Origin of the sequence: Streptomyces hawaiiensis (assembly GCF_004803895.1) — a bacterium.
In the GTDB taxonomy this organism is placed as follows: Bacteria; Actinomycetota; Actinomycetes; order Streptomycetales; family Streptomycetaceae; genus Streptomyces; species Streptomyces hawaiiensis.
Genome location: NZ_CP021978.1, coordinates 3104510 through 3127025 on the forward strand (window position 1 = coordinate 3104510; position 22516 = coordinate 3127025).

A 22516-nucleotide genomic window follows, 5' to 3' on the forward strand; every position below is an offset into this window, starting at 1 on the left:
GACACCCGGCCTACCTTCCTCCCACCGATAGGAAACTTTCCTAACAGTGGACGATGGACTTCTGTCCCCGGTCACTGAGAAGCTGAGCAACCGAAGGGCAGGTGTGGACACGCATGGCAGGAACCGCCGGCACGCCGGGCACCCCGCGCGTCCTGCGCGCCATGAACGACCGGGCCGCCCTGGACCTGCTGCTGGAGCACGGACAGCTGTCCCGCACCCGGATCGGCAAGCTCACCGGCCTGTCCAAGCCGACCGCCTCCCAGCTCCTGGCCCGTCTGGAGGCGGCGGGCCTCGTCCTGGCCACCGGTACCACCGAAGGCCGCCCCGGCCCCAGCGCCCAGCTCTACGAGGTCAATCCGGCGGCCGGTTACGCCGCCGGACTCGACGTCACCCCCGAGCGGATCCTCGCCGCGGTCGCCGACATCACCGGCCGCACGGTCGGCCGCCACGAGCTGCCCACCCCCGGCAGGCGCTCCGGCACCCCGGTCGTCCAGCAGGTCACCGACGCCCTGGACGGCGCGGTGAAGGCGGCCGGTCTCGCCCGGGACGACATCCACCGCCTCGTCATCGGCACCCCCGGCGCCTTCGACCCCACCACCGGCCGTCTGCGCTACGCCTCCCACCTCCCCGGCTGGCACTCCCCCACCCTGCTGGACGAACTCGCCGCCGCCCTGCCGATGCCGTTCGAGTACGAGAACGACGTCAATCTGGTCGCGCTCGCCGAGCAGCGTCTCGGCGCGGCCCGGGGCCACGCGGACTTCGTGCTGCTGTGGAACCAGGAGGGCCTGGGCGCCGCCCTGGTCCTCGGCGGCCGGCTGCACCGCGGCTGGACCGGCGGCGCCGGCGAGGTCGGCTTCCTGCCGGTGCCGGGCACGCCCCTGGTCCGCCAGGTCACCAAGGCCAACAGCGGCGGCTACCAGGAGCTGGCCGGTTCCCAGGCCGTGCCGCGCCTGGCCCGCGAACTGGGCATCGAGGACATCCCGCCCGGCCCGTACGCCGAGGCCGCCGCCGAGCTGGTGGCCAGGGCGGCACAGGCCGGCGACGACGCCCACCGGCACCTCCTGCAGACCTACGCGACCCGGCTGGCCACCGGTCTGGCCTCCCTGGTCTCGGTCCTCGACCCCGAGCTCGTCGTGCTGAGCGGCACGTCCCTCACCTCGGGCGGCGAGCCGCTGCGCGCCCTCGTCCAGGCCGAACTGGAAGAGCTGGCCGCGTCCCGCCCGCGCCTGGTCGTGGGCGACGTCCGTGAACACCCCGTGCTGCGCGGCGCGCTGGAGAGCGCACTCGCCACCACGCGCGACGAGGTCTTCGACACCTCCCGCTGACCCCACCCCTCCCCCGGTATTTCCCCTTCTTCCTTCCTTCCGTGCCTCAGGGAGCTCTGCCATGCCCGGAACATCCAGAAAAGCGACCTTCGCGCTCGCCGCATCCGCCTCTCTCGCCCTCCTCGCCACCGCGTGCACCGGCCAGCCGGACGCCGGTGCGGGCGACGACGCGGCCAAGGAGACGACCATCAACTTCTGGCATGCCTGGAGCGCGCCGTCGGAGGTGAAGGCCGTCAAGGACCTGGTCGCCGGATTCGAGAAGGCGCACCCCAACATCCACGTCAACGTCGTCGGCAACATGACGGACGACAAGATGAACCAGGCCCTGCGCACCGGCGGCGCCAAGGCCCCGGACGTGATCTCGTCGTTCACCACCAACAGCGTCGGAAAGTTCTGCTCCTCGGGCGCCCTGGTGAACCTCGATCCGTTCTTCGACAAGTCGGGCATCGACCCGCAGAAGACCTTCCCGAAGGCCATGAACGAGTACACCCGGTTCGACGGCAACCGCTGCGCGGTCCCCCTCCTCGGCGACGCCTACGGCCTCTACTACAACAAGACGGCGTTCGAGAAGGCCGGTGTCGCCGCCCCGCCGAAGACCTGGTCGGAATTCGAGCGGGTCGCCAAGAAGCTGACGATCCCCCAGGGCGACACCTACAAGCAGCTCGGCTTCATGCCGAACTACCACGGCTGGGAGACCACCACCGAGCACTACCTCGGCCAGTTCTCCCCGACGTACTTCGACCAGAACGGCAAGTCGAACGTCGCCGAGGACCCGGCTTTCGCCAAGGCGTTCACGGTCCAGAAGAAGCTGGTCGACGCGCTCGGCGGCTACCGCAAGCTGGAGACCTACCGCTCGAAGCTCGGCGACGAATGGGGCCCCAAGCACCCCTTCCACACCGGCCAGGTCGCCATGCAGCTCGACGGCGAGTGGCGCCTGGGCATGGCCCTGGACACCGAGCCGACGTTCGACATCGGCGTGGCCCCGCTGCCCGTCCCCGACGACCGGGCCGACCAGTACGGCAAGGGCTACATCACCGGCACCATCGCCGGTATCGCCGCGACCAGCGAAAAGCAGAACGCGGCCTGGGAGCTGGTGAAGTACATGACCACGGACACGGACGCGGTGGTGAACTTCTCCAACGCCATCCACAACGTGCCCTCGACGCTGGCGGCCCTGAAGTCCCCGAAGTTGAAGTACGACCCGCGCTTCAAGACGTTCCTGGAGATCGCCGCGAACCCGGACTCCACCACGGCCCCCGCCTCCGTCAACGGCGGCGTCTACCTCTCCACGATCCAGCAGTTCGGCTACGACTACGAAAGCGGCAAGGCCACCGACCTGAAAAAGGGCCTTCGGGAAACCGCTCGGCAGATCGACACGGACATCGCGCAGGCGAAGTAAGCCATGAGCACCTCCACCCTGCGGGCTAGACACCGCCGCTCGACCCTGCGCACCCTCGCCTTCCTCTCCCCCTGGCTGATCGGCTTCACGGTCTTCTTCGCCTACCCCCTGCTCTCCACCGTCTACTTCTCCTTCATGCGGTACGACGGCTTCAAGCCGCCGGTCTGGTCGGGCACGAAGAACTGGACGTACGTCTTCGAGCACTACCCCTTCTTCTGGCCCGCCCTGCGCAACACCCTGTGGCTGGTCGTCGTCATGGTCACGCTCCGGGTCGTCTTCGGCTTGGGCGTGGGCCTGCTGATCACCAAGATCAAGACGGCCACGGGTGTCTTCCGCACCCTCTTCTACCTGCCCTACCTGGCCCCGCCCGTGGCGGCCACGATGGCCTTCGCCTTCCTCCTCAACCCCGGCACGGGCCCGGTCAACTCGATCCTGGAGCAGATCGGGCTCCCCGCTCCCGGCTGGTTCAACGACCCCACCTGGTCGAAGCCGGCCCTGACCCTCCTGGCCCTCTGGGGCATCGGCGACCTGATGGTCATCTTCATGGCCGCCCTGCTCGACGTGCCGAAGGAGCAGTACGAGGCGGCGGAACTGGACGGCACGACGCCCTGGCAGCGCTTCCGCTACGTGACGCTGCCGAACATCTCGCCGATCGTCATGTTCGCGGTCGTCACGGGGGTGATCCAGACGATGCAGTACTACACCCAGCCGCTGATCGCCGGGAAGGTCGCCTCGGGCGTGATCCAGGGCGCGGGAACGCAGTTCGAGCCCGGCTACCCCGACAAGTCGACCCTCACCCTCCCCCAGCTCGTCTACAACCTGGGCTTCCAGCGCTTCGACTACGGCTCGGCCTGCGTGGTCGCCCTGGTCCTCTTCGCCCTCTCCATGGCCTTCACGGCACTTCTGATGCGCCGCAGGGGCGGCCTGATCCAGGCAGGTGAACGATGACGCGGGTACTCGACAAGCCCCTGGAGTCGAAGGCGCCCTCTTCACCGGCGGAACGCACGGCCCACCGCAGGGCGCTCCTGGAGTGGATCGCGATCCACTCCCTGGGCATCGCGGCGGCCCTCTTCTTCACGCTCCCGTTCGTCTTCGTCCTCCTCACCTCCCTGATGAGCGACAGCCAGGCGCTCAGCCGCGACCTCATCCCGCACACCTGGGAGTGGGGCAACTACGCCGAGGTCTTCGACACCCCCGGCTTCCTCACCTGGTGGAAGAACACCCTGGTCTACGCGGGCCTGGGCACCGTCCTCACGGTCGTCTCCTCGATCCCCGTGGCCTACGCCCTGGCCAAGTTCCGCTTCCGCGGCCGCAATCTGACCCTGATGCTGGTCATCTCGATGATGATGCTGCCGCCGCAGGTGGTCATCATCCCGATGTACCTGTTCTGGGCGAAGCAACTGGACCTGTCCGGCTCGCTCTGGCCGCTGATCATCCCCATGGCGTTCGGCGACGCGTTCTCGATCTTCCTGTTGCGCCAGTTCCTCACGACGATCCCCGACGAGTACGTGGACGCGGCCAAGGTGGACGGCTGCGGCGACCTGCGCACGCTGCTCAAGGTCGTCCTCCCGATGGCGAAACCGGGCATAGCCGCGGTGGCCCTCTTCCAGTTCTTCTACGCGTGGAACGACTACTTCGGCCCCCAGATCTACGCTTCGGAGAACCCGGGCGCCTGGACGCTCTCCTACGGCCTGGAGTCGTTCAAGGGCGCCCACCACACCGACTGGAACCTCACCATGGCCGCCACCGTGCTGGTCATGGCCCCCGTGATCCTCGTGTTCTTCTTCGCCCAGAAGGCGTTTGTCGAGGGCGTCACGCTCACCGGAGTAAAGGGTTAGAGACACATGCAGCATCTCCCCGGGGAGCACCCCCCGGACCCCCGGCCGATGGTCGTCGTCCCGGGCATCTGGAAGCGAGGGACCGCTCAGTGAAACTCACCGTGGTCGGCGGAGGCTCGACCTACACCCCCGAACTCGTGGACGGCTTCGCCCGCCTGAGGGACACCCTGCCCGTCGAGGAACTGGTCCTGATGGACCCCGCCCGGGACCGCCTCGACCTGGTGGGCGGTCTGGCCCGCCGCATCTTCACCCGCCAGGACCACGCGGGCCGCATCACCACCACCACCGATCTCGACGAGGCGGTGGACGGCGCGGACGCGGTCCTCCTCCAGCTCCGCGTGGGCGGCCAGGCAGCCCGCGATCAGGACGAGACATGGCCCCTCGAATGTGGCTGCGTGGGCCAGGAGACCACCGGCGCCGGCGGCCTCGCGAAGGCCCTGCGCACGGTCCCGGTCGTCCTGGACATCGCGGACCGCGTGCGCCGAAGGAACCCGCACGCCTGGATCATCGACTTCACGAACCCGGTCGGCATCGTGACCCGCGCCCTGCTCCAGGCGGGCCACAAGGCGGTGGGCCTGTGCAATGTGGCGATCGGCCTGCAGCGCAAGTTCGCGGCGCTGCTGTCCGTGGAGCCTTCCGAGATCCACCTGGACCACGTGGGCCTGAACCACCTCACCTGGGAGACGGCGGTACGCCTCGGCGGCCCGGAGGGCGAGGACGTCCTGCCGGAACTGCTGGGCGAGCACGGCGACACGATCGCGGCCGACCTCCGCCTGCCCCGCCCCCTATTCGACACCCTGGGGGCGGTCCCCTCCTACTACCTGCGCTACTACTACGCGCACGACGAGGTCGTACGGGAACTGCGGACGAAGCCGTCCCGGGCGGCCGAAGTGGCGGAGATGGAACGCCGGTTGCTGGCCCTGTACGCCGACCCGGCCCTGGACGAGAAGCCGAGGCTGCTCGGCAAGCGGGGCGGTGCCTTCTACTCGGAGGCGGCGGTGGACCTGGCGGCGGCCCTGCTGGGCGGCGGCGGCACGCCGTACCAGGTGGTGAACACGTACAACCGGGGAACGCTCCCGTTCCTCCCCGACGACGCGGTGATCGAGGTCCAGGCGGCGGTGGGAGCCAAGGGCGCGTCCCCCCTCCCCGTGCAGCCTGTGAACCCGCTCTACGCCGGCTTGATGGCCAACGTAACGGCCTACGAGGACCTGGCCCTCCAGGCGGCCCTGCACGGTGGCAGGGACCGCGTCTTCCGCGCCCTGCTCTCCCACCCCCTCATCGGCCAGTACACGTACGCCGAGACGCTCACCGACCGGCTGATCGCGCACAACCGGGAGCATCTCGCGTGGGCCTGACCGCACGTGTCCTCGCCATCGACGCGGGCAACAGCAAGACGGACGTCGCGATCGTGACGGCGGACGGGGAAGTGCTGGCCACGGCACGCGGGGGCGGCTTCCGTCCACCGGCCGTGGGCGTGGACACGGCGATGGAAGGCCTGGCCGAAACGGTGGCGCGGGCCCTCACCACCGCGGGGCTCACCTCGGTCGCCCACGTCTCGGCCTGCCTGGCGAACGCAGACTTCCCCGTCGAGGAGGAGCAACTGGCCGCGGCGCTGCGTGCACGCGCGTGGGGCACGACGGTGACGGTCCGCAACGACACCTTCGCGATCCTGCGGGCCGGTGTCACCGAACCCCGGGGAGTGGCGGTCGTCTGCGGCGCGGGCATCAACTGCGTGGGCATGCGCCCCGACGGCCGCACGGCCCGCTTCCCGGCGCTCGGCCGCGTCTCGGGCGACTGGGGCGGCGGCTGGGGCCTGTCCGAGGAGGCCCTGTGGCACGCGTCCCGGGCGGAGGACGGCCGCGGCGCCCCCACCGCCCTGTCCCACACCCTCCCCGCCCACTTCGGCCTGCCCTCCGTGTACGCCCTCATCGAGGCACTGCACCTGGAGCACATCCCGGCGCTCCGGCGCCACGAACTGACCCCGGTCCTGTTCGCCACGGCAGCCGACGGTGACGCGATCGCCCGGACGCTCGTGGAACGCCAGGCCGAGGAGGTGGTCTCCATGGCGGTCGTGGCCCTGGCCCGCCTGGACCTCCTGTCCGAGGAGACCCCCGTCCTCCTGGGCGGCGGCGTCCTGGCGGCCCGGCACCCCCAACTGAACGGCCACATCGCCCGCTTGCTCACAGAGCGCGCCCCCAAGGCGGTCCCACAGGTGGTGACGGCGAGCCCGGTGCTGGGGGCGGCGCTGCTGGGCCTGGACAGAGTGGGCTCGGGCGAGGGGGCGCAGGGGCAGTTGCGGAGGTTCTACGGCGTGTGAACCACACAGTCCGGTGTCGGGCGCAGCGGGGTGCGGCCCCCAGCGGCACGAGTCCCCGCAGCTAGGGCGGAAGCCACGACGCACCCGCACCCGCCGTCATACGCAAGGGGACGTGTCGGGGGGTGTCCGCCCGCAGCTGGTTGGCGCGTCAACGGACAGTCAGTCGGCGTGAGACCCCATCGCGCCGTTCCGAGGACGGACACCCCCCGACACGGCCCCGACCCACCCCCGGCGATCACGCGAAGCGGACGCGCACCCCCACCCACGGGAACCGAACCCCCTCCCCGTACGTGTTCCTGAGCAGGGGGTGCAAGGGGTGCAAGGGGGCGCGAAGCACGCTCCACGCTGCGATCCGATCAAGATCGAGGCAAGGCCGGTGCGGATGTCAGTCCCGGCAGCGATACTTGCGGGCGACGGATGACCACGGGGGAGGTCACAGTGACGTACACGCCGAAGAGCAGCCCGCCACCACCCGGCCCGGGCCTGCCCGTCCTGCCGGCGGTACCGGCGCAGGCAGCGCCCCCGGCCCGGCCCCCCGCACACACCCCGGCACCTTCGACACCCCCGGCGGGCCCCCGCCGCACCGCCTTCGCCGAGGGCCTCGACCAGCTCCGCTCCGCCGCCACCACCGAACCCGGCCGCCTGCGCATCATCGGCGCCCTCCTGGCCCTCCTCGTCATCGCCTTCGGCGCCGTCACCGCCTGGCAGATGACCGATCGCGCGGCCGCCGCCGACGACGTCCTCACCCGCAGCCAGCCCCTCAGCTCGGACGCCGCCGACATCTACCGCTCCCTCGCGGACGCCAACACCGCCGCCTCCAGCGGCTTCCTCGCCGGCGGCCAGGAGTCGTCCGCCACCCGCGACCGCTACGAGCGGGACATCCGCACGGCCGCCGAGAAGCTCGTCAACGCCGCGGCCAACGCCGAGCCGGGCTCCCCGTCCACGGCGACGATCGCCAAGCTCAACAGACTCCTCCCGGAGTACAAGGGCCTCGTGGAGCGCGCCCGCACGTACAACCGCCAGGGCTTCCCCGTGGGCGGTGCCTACCTGCGCTACGCCAACGAGAAGATGCAGCAGGAGATGCTCCCGGCGGCCGAGGACCTGTACAAGAAGGAGAACCAGCGCCTCAGCGCGGACTACGCGGACGCCACGCCCTACCCCTGGGCGGCCATCGCCCTCGGCGTCGCCGCCCTGGCCGCCCTCGCCTGGGCCCAGCACCGCAACTACCAGCGGACGAACAGGGTGCTGAACCACGGCCTGGTGGCCGCCACGGCCACGGCGACGGTCGTCCTCCTCTGGCTGGTCGTCGGCCACACCGTCGCCCGCGCGGGCCTGAACGACTCCTACGACCACGGCGTCCGCTCCCTGAACGTCCTGCACGACGCGCGCATCGCCTCCCTCAAGGCCAGGGGCAACGAGAACCTGACCCTGGTGGCCCGCGGCGCCGAGACGAAAAAGGTCGGCGAACGAACGTACGACGCCTACGACTACGACTTCGGCAGGGACATCAAGGCCCTCGCCGCCCACCTGAAGGCAGCGGAGAAGCTCGCCGACGACACCTCGGGCGAACGCCCCGTCACCGCCGCCGTGGGCAACATGACGGAGTGGAAGAAGCGCCACACCGCCGCCCGCGAGCAGGACGAGAACGGCAACTACCAGCAGGCGCTGGACAGGGTCATCGGCACCAAGGGCGCGACGGGCGAGTGCTTCGACAGCGTCGACGAGAACCTGCGCACGGCACTCGCGCACGAGGAGACGGAGTTCGAGCGCGCGGCCGGCGACGGCCGCGACGCGCTGACGGGCATGCCGGCCGGCGCGGCCGTACTCGCGGTGCTGGGCGCCGCGGGCGCGGTCCTGGGCATCGGCCGCAGGCTGTCGGAGTACCGGTGAACGGGCCAGGGGCGAGGGGAGGAACGACCGTGCGAGACGCGCTCAGGGGCTGGGGCGGAGTGACCGCGATGGCAGTCGTCTGCGCTCTGGTGGCGCTGGTGGCCCTCTGCCTGCCGCTCGCCACGACCACGACGGCCACCCAGAACACCACCGCGACCACGCAAACCGCCCGGACCACAGCGGAAGAAGACTGCGAGGCCCCGGAGAAGCAGACCCTCTCCCCCTCCTCCGCCGACGGCGACACCATCCGGGCGATCAAGAACCGCGAGGGCGAGAAGCGCAAGCTGATCGTCGGCGTCGACCAGAACAGCTACCGCTGGGGCTACCGCAACCCCAACAGCGGCACGACCGCGGAGCTCGAAGGCTTCGACATCGACCTGGTCCACCGCATCGCGCAAGACATCCTCGGCGACCCGGACGCCGTCCAGTTCAAGGCGATCCCCACCGACCAGCGCATCCCGGCGATCCAGGACGGCCGCGTGGACATGGTCGTCCGCACCATGACGATCAACTGCGCCCGCATCGCCGACGTCGCCTTCTCCGCGCCCTACTTCAAGACGGGCCAGCAGGTCCTGGCCCCGAAGTCCTCCACCATCAAGGGTTACGACGACACGCTCGCCGACCGCAGGATCTGCACGGCGGCCGGCTCCACGGCGTACTCCACGCTGGAGGCCGACCAGAAGGCCGGCGAACTGCCCGCCAGCACCGACATCTCCACCACCGTCCCGAACCAACTCGACTGCCTGGTGCGGCTCCAGCTCGGCGAGGTCGACGCAGTGGTCACCGACGGCGCCCTCGCGGCGAGCCAGGCCGCGCAGGATCCGACGGTCCAGCTCAAGGGTGACGCCTTCACTGCCGAGTACTACGGCGTGGCCATGAAGAAGGACGCGGACGACCTGGTACGCCGGGTCAACCAGATCCTGGTGGACTACCGCAAGGACACCGCGAACGGCTGGCAGGCGTCGTACAACCATTGGCTTTCGGCAACACTGGGCAAGGATGCGAAGAAGTCCGAACCGCCGGCACCGCAGTACCTCCGCACCACCTGACACCTGCTGGACCCGCGAACACCGCACATCAGAAGACGACAGACGGCACGCGACACACGACCGCAGCGAGAGGTGATCGATGGGCGTCACGGGATCCACCGGGCCGGTGATGGACCGGGACGAGGTGGACCGTGCGCTGGCGCGGCTCGGCGCGGAGCACGAGGCGATCGAGACCTCGCTCCTCGCCCTGCAGGACCACGCGGGCCGCAGACTCCTGGAGGGCGCCGAGCTCACCGGCGTCACCCGGGAGCGCTGGACGTCCACGGAGGCGTCGATCACGCTGCTGTGGACGTACTTCGACGCGTACACCGACGCGCTGCGCTCCGCCCGCGACATCCGGTCCCGCCGCCGCTGGTCCAGCCGCGAGGATCTGGTGGAGCTGACGGAGCTGCTGAACGGCGACTCGGTCACCGTCGCGGGCAGCGCCACGGCGACGGCCAACGCCCCCACCCTGCACGGCGGTCCGACGAAACTCAGCGAGCGCTACTCGCTCGCCGCCCTCGTCGACCGGATGAACGAGCTGTACGCGACGAGCCTGGACATGGTCGTCGCCGCGGACGCGGTCTGGTCGGCCCTGCCGGCTCGGATCGATCTGCTCGCGGCGGAACTCCAGCGCACCCGCCGGCTCGCGCACTCGGTCGGCGTGCGCCCCGGCGAGCACCCCGCGGGCGATGACCTGGAGCGCATCACGCGGATACTGACGAAGCTGCGCGAGCAGGTGATCTCGGACCCGCTGGCGTTCTGGCTGGCCGCGGAGGGCAGTTCGGCGCCGGGCGGCGGCAGGCCGGACACGACGGTGTACGACCGCGAGGCCCGCGCCCTGGAGGAGGTGCGCCGCGAGATCGACGCGGTGTTGACGGTTCGTCAGGACGCCGAGACGCGGATCGTCAAGCTGCGGGACATCCTCAGCCGCGCGGACCGCACACTCGCCGAAGCGCGCACCGCCCGGGGCGAGGTCCTCGCGAAGATCGCGTCGACGGAGGTCCCGGTCGTCAGCGGCCCGCCGACCGCGTTGCAGGAACAGCTGGCGGCGGCCGCCGAGTACCGCAGGCACGCGCAGTGGCACCGGCTGTCCCCACTGCTGGAGTCGCTGGAGCAGAAGGCCGAGGACGAACTGCTGCGCGCCCGCGAGTCGTTGACCGCGGTGACCGCACCGCTGGCGGTCCGCGCCGAACTGCGCGGCCGGCTGGACGCGTACAAGGCGAAGGTCGCCCGGTACGGCTTCGCCGAGGACACGCTGCTGGTGGAGCGCTACGAGAAGGCGCGCCGCATGCTGTGGAGCGCCCCCTGCGACCTGCGCGCCGCCGAGCAGGCGGTGCTGCGCTACCAGCACGCGGCGGCCGAGCTGCTGGGCGGCGGCCCGCGGGTGCCGGACCAGGGCGTGCCCGAGGACGGCCGGAGGGGGCCGGGCGCATGAGCGACGAGGGGGAGTCCATGAGTCAGGCACCGCACGAGCCATCCGGCGCGCCTCCACGCACCTGCCAGCGCCCCACCTGCGACGGCACCTACGAGGACGTGGGCGGCGGCGAACTGTACTGCGACACCTGCGGTCTCGCCCCGGTCGTCGCGGCTGGGGGTCCCCCCTCCGGGGGAGGCATGGTCGGCTCGCCTCCCACCGGCATCACCGCCGGTGGCAGGGGCGGCTCCCGCGGGTCCGCCGGCAGCGGCAGTGCCCGCTCCAGCGGCCGCAGTTCGCGGACGTCGTCCCAGTCGTCGAAGTCCCGCCGCTCGGTGTCGGGGCGCCTGTCGCGGTCGCTGTCGGGCAAGTCGACGAGCCGCTCGGTGTCGGTGCGCAGCTCGGGCTCGACCACCGGTTCCGGGTCCCGGGGCCGGCTGGGCGCCGGGCTGGTGCAGGTGCCGCCGATCCCGCGGCCCGACCCGCGCGAGATGGTCCTGGACAACCCCGAGGTGCCCGAGCGGAAGCGGTTCTGCTCGCGCTCCGACTGCGGCGCCCCGGTGGGCCGGGCGCGCGGCGACCGGCCGGGCCGTACGGAGGGCTTCTGCACCAAGTGCGGTCATCCGTACTCGTTCGTGCCGAAGCTGAGGGCCGGGGACGTGGTGCACGGCCAGTACGAGGTGGTCGGCTGCCTGGCGCACGGCGGCCTGGGCTGGATCTACCTCGCCGTCGACCGGGCGGTCTCGGACCGCTGGGTGGTCCTCAAGGGCCTGCTGGACACGGGCGACCAGGACGCGATGGCGGCGGCGATCTCCGAGCGGCGCTTCCTCGCGGAGATCGAGCACGCCAACATCGTGCGGATCTACAACTTCGTGGAGCACCTGGACCAGCGCACGGGTTCGCTCGACGGTTACATCGTCATGGAGTACGTCGGCGGCAAGTCCCTCAAGGAGATCGCCAACGCCCGCCGCACCGCGCAGGGCAGGCGTGACCCGCTGCCGGTGGAGCAGGCCTGCGCGTACGGCATCGAGGCGCTGGAGGCGCTCGGGCACCTGCACAGCCGGAACCTGCTGTACTGCGACTTCAAGGTCGACAACGCGATCCAGACCGAGGACCAGCTGAAGCTGATCGACATGGGCGCGGTGCGCCGGATGGACGACGAGGAGTCGGCCATCTACGGCACGGTCGGCTACCAGGCCCCGGAGGTGGCCGAGGCGGGCCCGTCGGTGGCGAGCGACCTCTTCACGGTCGCCCGCACCCTGGCCGTCCTGACCTTCGACTTCCAGGGCTACACGAACGTCTACGCCGACTCCCTTCCCGACCCGGACCACATCGAGGTGTTCCGGCAGTACGAGTCGTTCTACCGGCTCCTGGTCCGCGCCACGGACCCCGACCCGGCCCGCCGGTTCGCCTCCGCGCAGGAGATGACCGAGCAGCTGACGGGCGTCCTGCGGGAGGTCGTCTCCCTCCAGACGGGCCGCGCCCGCCCGGCCCTGTCCACGCTGTTCGGTCCGGAACTGCGGGTGACGGACACGGAGTTGTTCCCGAAACCGGACGGCGAGGTGTCCCGCCTGGGAGCCCGGGTGGTGCGGCCCCGGGCGGGCGCGGGCACTCCTGCCGCCTTGCCCCACCCGCAGAGGCCCGAGAGCCCGCACAGCCTCGTCAAGCCCGTCGACGCCCCCGCCGCGGCCTTCGCCCTGCCCGTCCCCCGCGTCGACCCGACCGACCCCAACGCCGGTTTCCTCGCGGGCCTGATGACCTCGGCCCCGGCCGAACTGCTCGGCGCCCTGGCCGCCGCCCCGGCACCGTCGATCGAGACGCGACTCCGGCACATCCGGGCCTGGCTGGAGACCGGTGATCCGACCGCCGCGCTGCAGGCGCTGGTCGCGCTGGAGGGCGAGCGGCCCGACGACTGGCGGGTGGTCTGGTACCGGGGCCTGGCCGCGCTGGTGACGGGCGACGACGAGGGCGCCGCGCTCGCCTTCGACGCCATCTACGACGCCTTCCCGGGCGAGATCGCGCCCAAGCTGGCGCTCGGCCTGTGCGCGGAGGTGCTGGGCCAGCTCGACAACGCCGCCGAGTACTACCGGCTGGTGTGGTCGACCGACCCGAGCTATGTGAGCGCCGCGTTCGGCCTGGCCCGCGTCCAGCTGGCGACGGGGGACCGGCGCGGTGCCGTGCGGACGCTGGAGTCGGTCCCGGAGTCCTCCATCCACTACACGGCCGCGCGGGTGGCGGCCGTCCGGGCGCGGCTGCGCCGGCGTACGGCGACCGCCTCCGACGCACCGTTCCTGGAGGATCTGACGGCCGCCGCGGCGCAGGTCGAGGCGCTGGAGGCGTACGGTCTGGATCCGGCGCGACGCGAGCAGTTGTCGGCCGAAGTCCTCGGTTGCGCGCTGGACTGGGTACTCTCCGGGGGCCAGGGTTCCGCCCCTCCCGCCGCCGGGGGACGGACGCTGCTCGGCAGCGGCCTGGACGAGCGGGGCCTGCGTTTCGGCCTGGAGCGCTCGTACCGCACGCTGGCCCGGCTGGCGCGGGGCGGCGAGGAGAGGATCGACCTGGTGGAACGTGCCAATCGTTACCGCCCCCGGACGTGGGTGTAGTTGATGTCGCAGATGCCCCAGTTGTCCGCCTGCCCGAGCTGCGAGGAACCCCTCGAGTCGGGTGACCGTTTCTGCGGCGCGTGCGGATACGACCTGTCCGCCGTGCCGGCACGGCCTCAGGACAACCCGACCATCACCATGAACGGCTCGGTGCCCGCGCAGGGCACTCCGGCCGGTGCGTATGCCGAGCCCCCGCCGGCGCCACCCGCCGGCGCGGCCTGGCCCGCCCCCGGGCCGGACGGCGCGGGCGGCCCGGACGCGGTGCACCTGCCGACGGACCTGCCGGGCACGGACTCCGGCGGCTCCGCCCTGCCGCCCGAGACGCCCCCGCCCCCCGGCGCCCCCCCGGCCGCGGCCGGGGGCGTGCGCTTCGACCGGCCGCAGCAGCCCGACGGGCCCGCCGCGTCGCCGGAGATCTACCAGACACAGCCCGACGAGTACCTCCTCCAGGCACCGGACCCACGGGTGTCCGCCGAGCCGGCGGCCCAGGCCGCGGGCGCCGGCGGCAAGGTCTGCGTCGCCTGCCGGGCCGGCCGCGTGGACGACGACGGCTACTGCGAGAACTGCGGCCACGCCCAGCCGCGCGAACGGGACCACATGGAGCAGGAGTCCGGCCCGGTGGCCGCGGTCAGCGACCGCGGTCTGCGCCACCACCGCAACGAGGACGCGTTCGCCATCGGCACCACCGCGCTGCCCGACGGCTCCCCCGCCTCCGTCGCGGTCGTCTGCGACGGCGTCTCCTCGGCGACCCGCCCCGACGATGCCTCCGCGGCGGCCTCGAAGGCGGCCGGCGAGACGCTGCTGGCGGCCCTGCCGCGCGGCACGCACCCGCAGCAGGCGATGCACGACGCGATCCTCGCCGCCTCGCGTGCCGTCAACTCCCTCGCCGGGGAACCCGCCACGGTCCGCGAGCAGGCCCCCCATCAGAACGCCCCCGCCTGCACCATCGTCGGCGCCGTGGTGACGTCGGGCCTGCTGATCGTCGGCTGGGTCGGCGACAGCCGCGCCTACTGGGTCCCGGTCGACCGCAGCGCTCCCCCGGCCCGGCTCACCGAGGACGACTCGTGGGCCGCGCAGATGGTCGCCGCGGGCCTGATGAACGAGGCCGAGGCCTACGCCGACGAGCGCGCCCACGCGATCACCGGCTGGCTCGGCGCGGACGCCTACGAGCTGGAACCGCACACCGCCGCGTTCAAGCCGGACCGGCCGGGCGTGGTGGTGGTCTGCACGGACGGCCTGTGGAACTACGCGGAGGCGGCCGAGGAGATGGCCCGGGTCGTCCCGCTCGACGCCGCCGCGCATCCGCTGCACAGCGCCCGGGTGCTCGTCGGCCACGCCCTGGACGGCGGGGGCCACGACAACGTAACAGTGGCGCTCGTGCCGTTCCCTGCCGTGCCCCAGGGGGCAGGATCGGCCTGAGGCCGCGTACGGGGACGCCTCGGCGGACCGGAGGGGACCGGTCCGCCTACCGTCATCACCCCGCCGCGGCGGGGGCTTTGGAGGGGGATCGAAGCAGGCATGGCCAATTTCTCGAAGTCGAACGTGCCCCAGTTCTCGGTGGACGTGTACCAGAACGAGTACCTGCCGGAGGGCGCCGGCGAGGTCAACGCCATCGTCACGGTGACGGCGACCGGCGGCGGCACGATCGGCAGCGCGGTCGCGGCGCCCCACCTCTACTCGCCCGGCCAGGGCCCGTCCGCGGCCGTGGCGATCATGGTCGACTGCTCGGGTTCGATGGACTACCCGCCCACCAAGATGCGCAACGCCCGCGACGCCACGGCCGCCGCGATCGACACCCTGCGCGACGGCGTGCACTTCGCGGTGATCAGCGGGACGCACGTGGCCAAGGAGGTCTACCCGGGCGGCGGGCGCGTCGCGGTCGCCGACGCCGCCACCCGCGAGCAGGCCAAACAGGCGCTGCGCTCGCTCAGCGCCGGCGGCGGCACCGCCATCGGCACCTGGCTGAAACTGGCCGACCGCCTGCTGTCCTCCGCAGACGTCGCGATCCGGCACGGCATCCTGCTCACCGACGGCCGCAACGAGCACGAGTCGCCCCAGGACCTGAAGGCCGCACTCGACGCGTGCGCCGGGCGCTTCACGTGTGACGCACGGGGCGTGGGCACCGACTGGGAAGTGAAAGAAGTCACAGGGATCGCCTCCGCCCTGCTCGGCACCGCCGACATCGTCGCCGATCCGGCCGCGCTGGCCGCCGACTTCACGCGGATGATGGAGACGGCGATGGGCAAGGAGGTCGCGGACGTCTCGCTGCGGCTGTGGACCCCGGTCGACACGACCGTGAAATTCGTCAAGCAGGTCGCGCCCACGGTCGAGGACCTGACCGGCCGGCGCACCGAGGCGGGCCCGCGCGCCGGCGACTATCCCCTCGGTTCCTGGGGAGACGAGTCCCGTGACTACCACGTCTGCGTCGAGGTCCCGGTCGCGCACATCGGGCAGGAGATGCTGGCGGCCCGGATCTCACTGGTCATTCCGCAGCCCGACGGCAGCGTCCAGAACCTCGGCGCGCAGGGCCTGGTGCGGGCCGTGTGGACGGACGACATGGTCGCCTCGACGTCGATCAACCCTCAGGTCGCCCACTACACCGGGCAGGCCGAACTGGCACAAGTCATCCAACAAGGGCTGGATCTCCGCAAGTCCGGAGATATGGACGGAGCAACGGCCAAACTGGGCCGGGCCGTTCAGCTCGCGAGTGCATCCGGGAACGCCGATACTGCGAAACTGCTTGCGAAGGTGGTGGACGTGGTCGATGCCGCGACCGGTACTGTGCGACTGAAGGCGAAGGTCGCGGAGGCGGACGAGATGACGCTCGAAACCCGGTCCACCAAGACTGTTCGTGTCAAGAAGTGACCTGGAAGAGATCGAAGGAGGGACGCGCCGACATGCCGACCTGCCCGAACGGACACCAGTCGGGTTCCGACGACTGGTGCGAGGTCTGCGGTCACCGCATGGCGGGTGCCGTGCCTCCGCCTCCTCCCCCGCCGCCCCCGCCCGGCGGCTACGGCTTCCCGCCCCCCGCCGGCCAGGGTGGCCCCAGGGCCACGGCGGCCAGCCCGGTGGACGCCCGCCGCACCTGTCCGCCGTACCGAACGCCGAACCGGAGCTCTGCCCGCAGTGCCGCACGCCGCGTGAGGGCGGCGCCCCGTTCTGCGAGGAGTGCCGGTGGAACTTCCTGACGAACACGGCGACGTCGTACACCCCCGCGGCCCCGCCGCCCGGCCCCGGCGTGCGTTTCCAGCCACCGGGCCGGCAGAGTCCGCCCGGCCCGTCGTACGGCGGTGGTGACTCCTACGAGTACCAGGGCTCCCGTCCCTCGCAGATGAACCGTCCGGCCGAGCCGATCCCGCCGTTCGGCGGCGACCCGTCCGGCCGTCCCGGCCAGGGCGGCCCCGGCGGCTACCCCGGCCCCGGTGGTCCCGGCGGCCCTGGTGGCCCTGGTGACCCCGGTGGTCATGAGGGCCCCGGTGGCTACCCCGGCCCTGGTGGTCATGAGGGCCCCGGCGGCTACCCCGGTCCCGGCGGCCCGGGTGGCCCCGGTGGTCATGGCGGCCCCGGTGGTCACGGGGGTCCTCCCGGCCCGCCCGGATTCGGTGCCGACCCCTCCCGGCCGGTCCCGCCCCCGCCCGGACCCGGCGGTCCCGGTGGCCCTGGTGGTCCCGGTGGCGCTCCGCAGGCCTACCACCAGTCCGGCCCGCCGGCCCCGCCCGGATTCCCGCAGGAGACCCAGCGGCCTCCGCAGCAGGGCGGTCCGTCCTTCGGCGGCGGTGACGACGACTGGGTGATCTCCCCACCGTCGTCCGGCCCGGGCGGCCCCGGTCAGGGTGGCGGCTACGGCTACCCGCAGCCCGGAGCGACCCAGGCCCCGCCCGGCCCCGGCGCCTTCCCGCAGCAGCCCCAGGCTCCGCAGGGACCGGCGACGTGGACCGCGACCATCGGCCCGGACCGCGACTACTTCATGGCGATGATGCAGCGCTCCGGCCCGGAGGCCACGGGTCTGAACCTGCCCGCGTACTCGCCCGAGCAGCAGCGCCGGCTCACCGGCAACCAGCTCACGATCGGCCGCCGCCGGCATTCCACGGGCGAGTCCCCGGACATCGATCTGTCGGTGCCGCCGGAGGACCCGGGCGTCTCGCACCAACACGCGGTGCTGGTCCAGCAGCCGGACGGCAGCTGGGCGGTCGTCGACCAGAACTCGACGAACGGCACGACGGTCAACGGCTCGGAGGAGCCGATCCAGCCGTTCGTCCCCGTACCGCTCCAGGACGGCGACCGGGTGCACGTGGGCGCCTGGACGACGATCACGATCCGCCGCGGCTGAGCCCCGTCACGACGGGAGGGGCCAGGCATACGGCCCCTCCGGGTCGTCCAGCCAGGCCCACTCCCGCTCACCCCTGACCGTGATGCCGTAGCGCTCGCGCTGCGGCCTGCCCTCCTGCTCCCAGAGCGCGTGCGCCTCCTGCGGATCGAGGCTGCCGCGGGTCAGGGCCAGCAGGAAGCGGAACAGGTCGTCCTCCCGAGCCCGGCGCGGCACCCCGCCCAGCTGGACCGGCTCGCCCCCGGGCCGGCCGGCGCCGCGCAGCGGCACGAAGTAGGCGGGCGTGTGCAGGAAGCGCCCCTCGGCGTGCCCGGCGCCGGCCACCGTGAGCACGATCAGGCCGGTGGCGAGCGGCATGAGGATCCGGCCGCCCGGGCGGCTCTGGGCGACCCAGGCGCGCGGGACGGTGCTCAGGGCGCAGGTGGCGATGATCCGGTCGAACGGCGCGCGCTCCGGCACGCCCCGGGCGCCGTCGCCGGTGACGACGACCGGGTGGTACCCGGCGGCTGCCAGATGCCGGCGGGCCGACTCGGTGATCTCCGGATCGAGGTCGACGGTGGTGACCTTGTCGTCGCCCAGCCGGTGGGCCAGCAGCGCCGCGTTGTAGCCGGTACCGGCGCCGATCTCCAGGACCGTATGGCCGTCAGCGACGCCCAGCGCGGCCAGCATGTCCGCCATCAGGGACGGCTGGCTGCTGGACGACAGCAGCTCGCCGTCGCGCAGCCGGGTGGCCAGCGGGGTGTCCTCGTAGGCGCCCCGCATCCACCGCTCCCGCGCCCCGGGGTCGGTGCTCTCGCCCCAGCGGCGTTCGTAGCCGCCGGCGACGCCGACGTAGTAGTACGGCACGAAGAGGTGCCGTGGGACCGCCGCGAACGCCTCCCGCCAGCCCGGATCGGCGGCCCAGGCGCCGCTCGCCTCGATCCGCCGCACCAGCGCCGCCCGCGCGGCGGCGGCGAGACCGTCGAGTTCCCTGCCGGATGCGTGGCCGCCCATGTCTCCACAGTAGGGGCAGGGTCCTAGGTCCTGAGTCCTATGCCGCGGCGTCTGAGACCATGGATCGCGTGAATGAGATTCGGCGCGGCACACTTCAGGAGCAGACCTTCTACGAGCAGGTCGGCGGGGAGGAGACCTTCCGTCGGCTCGTCCACCGCTTCTACGAGGGAGTCGCCGAGGACCCGCTGCTGCGGCCCATGTACCCCGAGGAGGACCTGGGCCCGGCCGAGGAGCGCTTCACGCTGTTCCTCATCCAGTACTGGGGCGGCCCCACGACGTACAGCGAGAACCGCGGCCACCCGCGGCTGCGGATGCGGCACGCGCCCTTCGCGGTCGACCGGGCGGCGCACGACGCGTGGCTGAAGCACATGCGGGTCGCCGTCGAGGAGCTCGGCCTGTCCGAGGAGCACGAGCACACCCTGTGGAACTACCTGACGTACGCGGCGGCCTCGATGGTCAACACCGCCGGCTGACGCCCGCCCGGGGCCCGGTCAGCGGACGCTGACGTCCAGCGCCCCGAGTCCGGCACGTCGTACGGCGATGGACCCGTACGGCGTGCGCAGCCTCAGCCACGCGCCCGACGAGAACAGCGCCGGCGGCACCCCCGGCCGCAGGAAGCCGAGGGACTGCGCCGCGTGCACGGCCCGGACGGGAAGCGGGGTGTCCCCGACCGTACGGGACCAGATGTCGCGTCCGATCCGGTCCAGCTCGGCCCGCGTCCGCCGCTCGGAGGGCAACTCCTGCGTACGGGAGCGGAACTCGGCGACGACGGCGGCGACCAGGGAGCGCAGGGCTTCCGGCGCCGGAAGCCCCGGCTCGGCTTGCCACCCCCCGCGGGGCGGCAGCAGTCCGGCCCACGGCGGCCCGGTCACGGCACCCGGCACGACGGCCGTGCCGGCCTTCTCGTCCACCGACTCCAGGAACTCACCGGCGGACACGGTCACGTCCAGCGTGACCTCGAGCCCCTTCTCGTACGGCTTCGCCAGCCGCACCGCCCGCACGGCCAGCACCTCGAAGGACGGCGGCCGCCCGAACACGGCCAGTGCGGTGCCCGCGGCCTGCAGACGCACCGCGGCCCCACGGTCGTAGTGGAGCAGCCGGGAGAGGAAGGCCGCGAGATCCGCCGCCTCCCCCTCGTCGGCGAGGTGGAGGACCGTCATGCGGCGACGGCCTCTTCCTCGGGATCATCCATGTACTCGCGGAGGAACTCGCGTTCCTCCGCGGTGATCCGGCGCGGGCGCTGCGCCTCGAAGTCGAACGGCACTATCACCGTCGCGGCCCGCACATAGACCTGGTCGTCGTCCTTCACCTCGTAGGTGAGGGTGAAGGACGCGGCCCTGATCTCGGTGACCCACAGCTCGATGTCCACCGGGTGGTGCCGGTGCACGAGCTGCCGCTTGTAGTCGATCTCATGGCGTGCCACCACGGACCCCTGCTTGAAGTCCTTCTCCGGGCGGAACAGGAAGTCGATACGGGCTTCCTCCAGGTAGCGGAGGAACACCACGTTGTTGACGTGGCCGTACGCGTCCATGTCCGCCCAGCGCAGCGGGCAGCGGTAGATGTGCCGCAAGATCGATCAGCCCCGGGTCAGCTTCTTGTAGGTGGCGCGGTGCGGACGGGCGGCGTCCGGACCGAGCCGCTCGATCTTGTTCTTCTCGTACGACTCGAAGTTGCCCTCGAACCAGAACCACTTGGACTCGCCCTCGTAGGCGAGGATGTGCGTGGCGACCCGGTCCAGGAACCACCGGTCGTGGGAGACGACCACGGCCGCACCCGGGAACTCCAGCAGCGCGTTCTCCAGGCTGCTCAGGGTCTCGACGTCGAGGTCGTTCGTCGGCTCGTCGAGGAGCAGCAGGTTGCCGCCCTGCTTGAGGGTGAGCGCGAGGTTCAGCCGGTTGCGCTCACCGCCGGAGAGCACGCCGGCCGCCTTCTGCTGGTCCGGCCCCTTGAACCCGAAGGCCGAGACGTAGGCACGCGACGGCATCTCGACCTGGCCCACGTTGATGTAGTCCAGCTCGTCGGAGACGACGGCCCACAGCGACTTCTTCGGGTCGATGTTCTCGCGGCTCTGGTCGACGTAGGAGATCTTGACGGTGTCGCCGACCTTGATGGAGCCGGAGTCCGGCTCCTCGATGCCCTGGATCATCTTGAACAGGGTCGTCTTACCGGCACCGTTCGGTCCGATGATGCCGACGATCCCGTTCCGCGGCAGCGTGAAGCTGAGGTCGTCGATGAGCAGCTTGTCGCCGAAGCCCTTGCTGAGGTTGTTGACCTCGACGACGATGCTGCCCAGGCGCGGGCCCGGCGGGATCTGGATCTCCTCGAAGTCCAGCTTCCGCATCTTGTCGGCCTCGGCGGCCATCTCCTCGTAGCGGGCCAGACGCGCCTTGGACTTGGCCTGACGCCCCTTGGCGTTGGACCGCACCCACTCCAGCTCTTCCTTGAGCCGCTTCTGCCGCTTGACGTCCTTCTGCCCCTCGACCTTGAGGCGGGCGGCCTTGGTCTCCAGGTACTTGGAGTAGTTGCCCTCGTAGGGGTAGAGGCGACCGCGGTCGACCTCGCAGATCCACTGGGCGACGTTGTCGAGGAAGTACCGGTCGTGGGTGACCGCGACGACGGTGCCGGGGTACTTGGCCAGGTGCTGCTCCAGCCAGTTCACCGACTCGGCGTCGAGGTGGTTGGTGGGCTCGTCGAGCAGCAGCAGGTCGGGCTGCTCGAGCAGCAGCTTGCACAGCGCGACGCGGCGGCGCTCACCGCCGGACAGGTTGGTGACGGCCCAGTCGCCGGGCGGGCAGCCCAGGGCGTCCATGGCCTGCTCCAGCTGAGCGTCCAGGTCCCACGCGTTGGCGTGGTCGAGGTCCTCCTGGAGCTTGCCCATCTCGTTCATGAGCTCGTCGGTGTAGTCGGTCGCCATCTGCTCGGCGATCTCGTTGAACCGGTCGAGCTTGCCCTTGATCCCGGCGACACCCTCCTGGACGTTCTCCAGGACGGTCTTGTCCTCGGTCAGCGGGGGCTCCTGGAGCAGGATGCCGACCGTGTAACCGGGAGTGAGGAAGGCGTCACCGTTGGACGGCTGCTCGATGCCGGCCATGATCTTCAGGATCGTCGACTTGCCGGCGCCGTTCGGGCCGACGACGCCGATCTTCGCCCCCGGCAGGAAGCTGGTCGTCACGTCGTCGAGGATCACCTTGTCGCCGTGCGCTTTGCGCGCCTTGCGCATGGTGTAAATGAACTCAGCCAAGAGAAACCGTCCGGCAGCTTGAAACTGGCAGTGGGCAGATACACCCCATCTTGCCGTACCGCCACCCCTAGGTGGAAACGCGTATGGGTGGGGGGCTGTGACCTGGGGGTTCGTGGTGAGCGGCTGAGACTCGAC

Annotated in this window: 17 protein-coding genes and 1 pseudogene; 14 read left to right on the forward strand and 4 right to left on the reverse strand. The window is 71.6% G+C overall.

The features are described 5' to 3' along the window. Positions 1-113 precede the first annotated feature (113 nt). The 13 genes and pseudogenes from CEB94_RS14260 (at position 114) to CEB94_RS14320 (ending at position 18150) form a co-directional block, all read left to right on the forward strand. On the forward strand, positions 114-1325 hold the full coding sequence (locus tag CEB94_RS14260; RefSeq protein ID WP_175432582.1) for an ROK family transcriptional regulator: 1212 nt from the start codon (positions 114-116) through the stop codon (positions 1323-1325). Between the two features lie 61 nt (positions 1326-1386). Next, positions 1387-2724, forward strand: coding sequence for an ABC transporter substrate-binding protein (locus tag CEB94_RS14265; protein ID WP_175432583.1), 1338 nt, complete (start codon positions 1387-1389; stop codon positions 2722-2724). Between the two features lie 3 nt (positions 2725-2727). Next, the gene (locus CEB94_RS14270; protein WP_175432584.1) at positions 2728-3672 is read left to right on the forward strand and encodes a carbohydrate ABC transporter permease; all 945 of its coding nucleotides are present in this window, start codon (positions 2728-2730) and stop codon (positions 3670-3672) included. Next, positions 3669-4562 (forward strand): carbohydrate ABC transporter permease, encoded by an 894-nt coding sequence (locus CEB94_RS14275; protein ID WP_175432585.1) that lies wholly within the window; start codon positions 3669-3671, stop codon positions 4560-4562. Before CEB94_RS14270 ends, CEB94_RS14275 begins: the two co-directional genes overlap by 4 nt. An 89-nt stretch (positions 4563-4651) precedes the next feature. Beyond that, complete coding sequence (locus tag CEB94_RS14280) at positions 4652-5917, forward strand: 6-phospho-beta-glucosidase (RefSeq protein WP_175432586.1); 1266 nt, start codon at positions 4652-4654, stop codon at positions 5915-5917. Next, positions 5908-6879 (forward strand): N-acetylglucosamine kinase, encoded by a 972-nt coding sequence (locus CEB94_RS14285; RefSeq protein WP_175432587.1) that lies wholly within the window; start codon positions 5908-5910, stop codon positions 6877-6879. The genes CEB94_RS14280 and CEB94_RS14285 overlap by 10 nt, the downstream gene beginning before the upstream one ends. A 438-nt stretch (positions 6880-7317) precedes the next feature. Continuing rightward, a complete protein-coding gene (locus tag CEB94_RS14290) occupies positions 7318-8769 on the forward strand; it encodes a hypothetical protein (RefSeq protein ID WP_175432588.1) in 1452 nt (483 codons plus the stop codon). A gap of 59 nt (positions 8770-8828) precedes the next feature. Beyond that, positions 8829-9818 (forward strand): glutamate ABC transporter substrate-binding protein, encoded by a 990-nt coding sequence (locus CEB94_RS14295; protein ID WP_381104601.1) that lies wholly within the window; start codon positions 8829-8831, stop codon positions 9816-9818. A 79-nt stretch (positions 9819-9897) separates the two neighbouring features. Further along, positions 9898-11235: a hypothetical protein gene (locus CEB94_RS14300; protein WP_175432589.1), complete on the forward strand. Its 1338-nt coding sequence runs from the start codon at positions 9898-9900 to the stop codon at positions 11233-11235. Positions 11236-11252: 17 nt separating this feature from the next. Then, on the forward strand, positions 11253-13817 hold the full coding sequence (locus CEB94_RS14305) for a serine/threonine-protein kinase (protein WP_175432590.1): 2565 nt from the start codon (positions 11253-11255) through the stop codon (positions 13815-13817). 3 nt (positions 13818-13820) lie between these two features. Further along, the gene (locus CEB94_RS14310; protein WP_175432591.1) at positions 13821-15236 is read left to right on the forward strand and encodes a PP2C family protein-serine/threonine phosphatase; all 1416 of its coding nucleotides are present in this window, start codon (positions 13821-13823) and stop codon (positions 15234-15236) included. A gap of 99 nt (positions 15237-15335) precedes the next feature. After that, positions 15336-16682 carry a vWA domain-containing protein gene (locus tag CEB94_RS14315; RefSeq protein ID WP_175432592.1) on the forward strand — a complete coding sequence of 449 codons (1347 nt, stop codon included), beginning with the start codon at positions 15336-15338 and terminating at the stop codon, positions 16680-16682. Between the two features lie 32 nt (positions 16683-16714). Beyond that, a pseudogene (locus CEB94_RS14320) lies at positions 16715-18150 on the forward strand (FHA domain-containing protein). A 6-nt stretch (positions 18151-18156) separates the two neighbouring features. Here CEB94_RS14320 and CEB94_RS14325 read toward each other — a convergent pair. Then, positions 18157-19140 (reverse strand): methyltransferase domain-containing protein, encoded by a 984-nt coding sequence (locus CEB94_RS14325; RefSeq protein ID WP_175432593.1) that lies wholly within the window; start codon positions 19138-19140, stop codon positions 18157-18159. Between the two features lie 59 nt (positions 19141-19199). Between CEB94_RS14325 and CEB94_RS14330 the strand changes: the two genes are divergently transcribed. Continuing rightward, positions 19200-19613 carry a globin gene (locus CEB94_RS14330; RefSeq protein WP_175432594.1) on the forward strand — a complete coding sequence of 138 codons (414 nt, stop codon included), beginning with the start codon at positions 19200-19202 and terminating at the stop codon, positions 19611-19613. An 18-nt stretch (positions 19614-19631) separates the two neighbouring features. Here the strand turns inward: CEB94_RS14330 and CEB94_RS14335 are convergent, their stop codons facing one another. The 3 genes from CEB94_RS14335 to ettA are packed head-to-tail and all read right to left on the reverse strand — an operon-like array spanning position 19632 to position 22381. After that, entirely contained in the window at positions 19632-20300 is a 669-nt protein-coding gene (locus CEB94_RS14335) for a DUF8010 domain-containing protein (RefSeq protein ID WP_175432595.1), read from the reverse strand. Continuing rightward, positions 20297-20710, reverse strand: a complete 414-nt coding sequence (locus tag CEB94_RS14340; RefSeq protein ID WP_175432596.1) for an acyl-CoA thioesterase — start codon at positions 20708-20710, stop codon at positions 20297-20299. The genes CEB94_RS14335 and CEB94_RS14340 overlap by 4 nt, the downstream gene beginning before the upstream one ends. Positions 20711-20716: 6 nt before the next feature. After that, the gene (gene ettA, locus CEB94_RS14345; RefSeq protein ID WP_175432597.1) at positions 20717-22381 is read right to left on the reverse strand and encodes an energy-dependent translational throttle protein EttA; all 1665 of its coding nucleotides are present in this window, start codon (positions 22379-22381) and stop codon (positions 20717-20719) included. Positions 22382-22516 lie beyond the last annotated feature (135 nt).

What these genes read in the sequence shown, in the direction of transcription:
- CEB94_RS14260 (WP_175432582.1), top strand. Translation starts at nt 114, where the DNA reads ATGGCAGGAACCGCCGGCACGCCGGGCACCCCGCGCGTCCTGCGCGCC.
- CEB94_RS14265 (WP_175432583.1), top strand. Translation starts at nt 1,387, where the DNA reads ATGCCCGGAACATCCAGAAAAGCGACCTTCGCGCTCGCCGCATCCGCC.
- CEB94_RS14270 (WP_175432584.1), top strand. Translation starts at nt 2,728, where the DNA reads ATGAGCACCTCCACCCTGCGGGCTAGACACCGCCGCTCGACCCTGCGC.
- CEB94_RS14275 (WP_175432585.1), top strand. Translation starts at nt 3,669, where the DNA reads ATGACGCGGGTACTCGACAAGCCCCTGGAGTCGAAGGCGCCCTCTTCA.
- CEB94_RS14300 (WP_175432589.1), top strand. Translation starts at nt 9,898, where the DNA reads ATGGGCGTCACGGGATCCACCGGGCCGGTGATGGACCGGGACGAGGTG.
- CEB94_RS14305 (WP_175432590.1), top strand. Translation starts at nt 11,253, where the DNA reads ATGAGTCAGGCACCGCACGAGCCATCCGGCGCGCCTCCACGCACCTGC.
- CEB94_RS14310 (WP_175432591.1), top strand. Translation starts at nt 13,821, where the DNA reads ATGTCGCAGATGCCCCAGTTGTCCGCCTGCCCGAGCTGCGAGGAACCC.
- CEB94_RS14315 (WP_175432592.1), top strand. Translation starts at nt 15,336, where the DNA reads ATGGCCAATTTCTCGAAGTCGAACGTGCCCCAGTTCTCGGTGGACGTG.
- CEB94_RS14325 (WP_175432593.1), bottom strand. Translation starts at nt 19,140, where the DNA reads ATGGGCGGCCACGCATCCGGCAGGGAACTCGACGGTCTCGCCGCCGCC.
- CEB94_RS14330 (WP_175432594.1), top strand. Translation starts at nt 19,200, where the DNA reads ATGGATCGCGTGAATGAGATTCGGCGCGGCACACTTCAGGAGCAGACC.
- CEB94_RS14335 (WP_175432595.1), bottom strand. Translation starts at nt 20,300, where the DNA reads ATGACGGTCCTCCACCTCGCCGACGAGGGGGAGGCGGCGGATCTCGCG.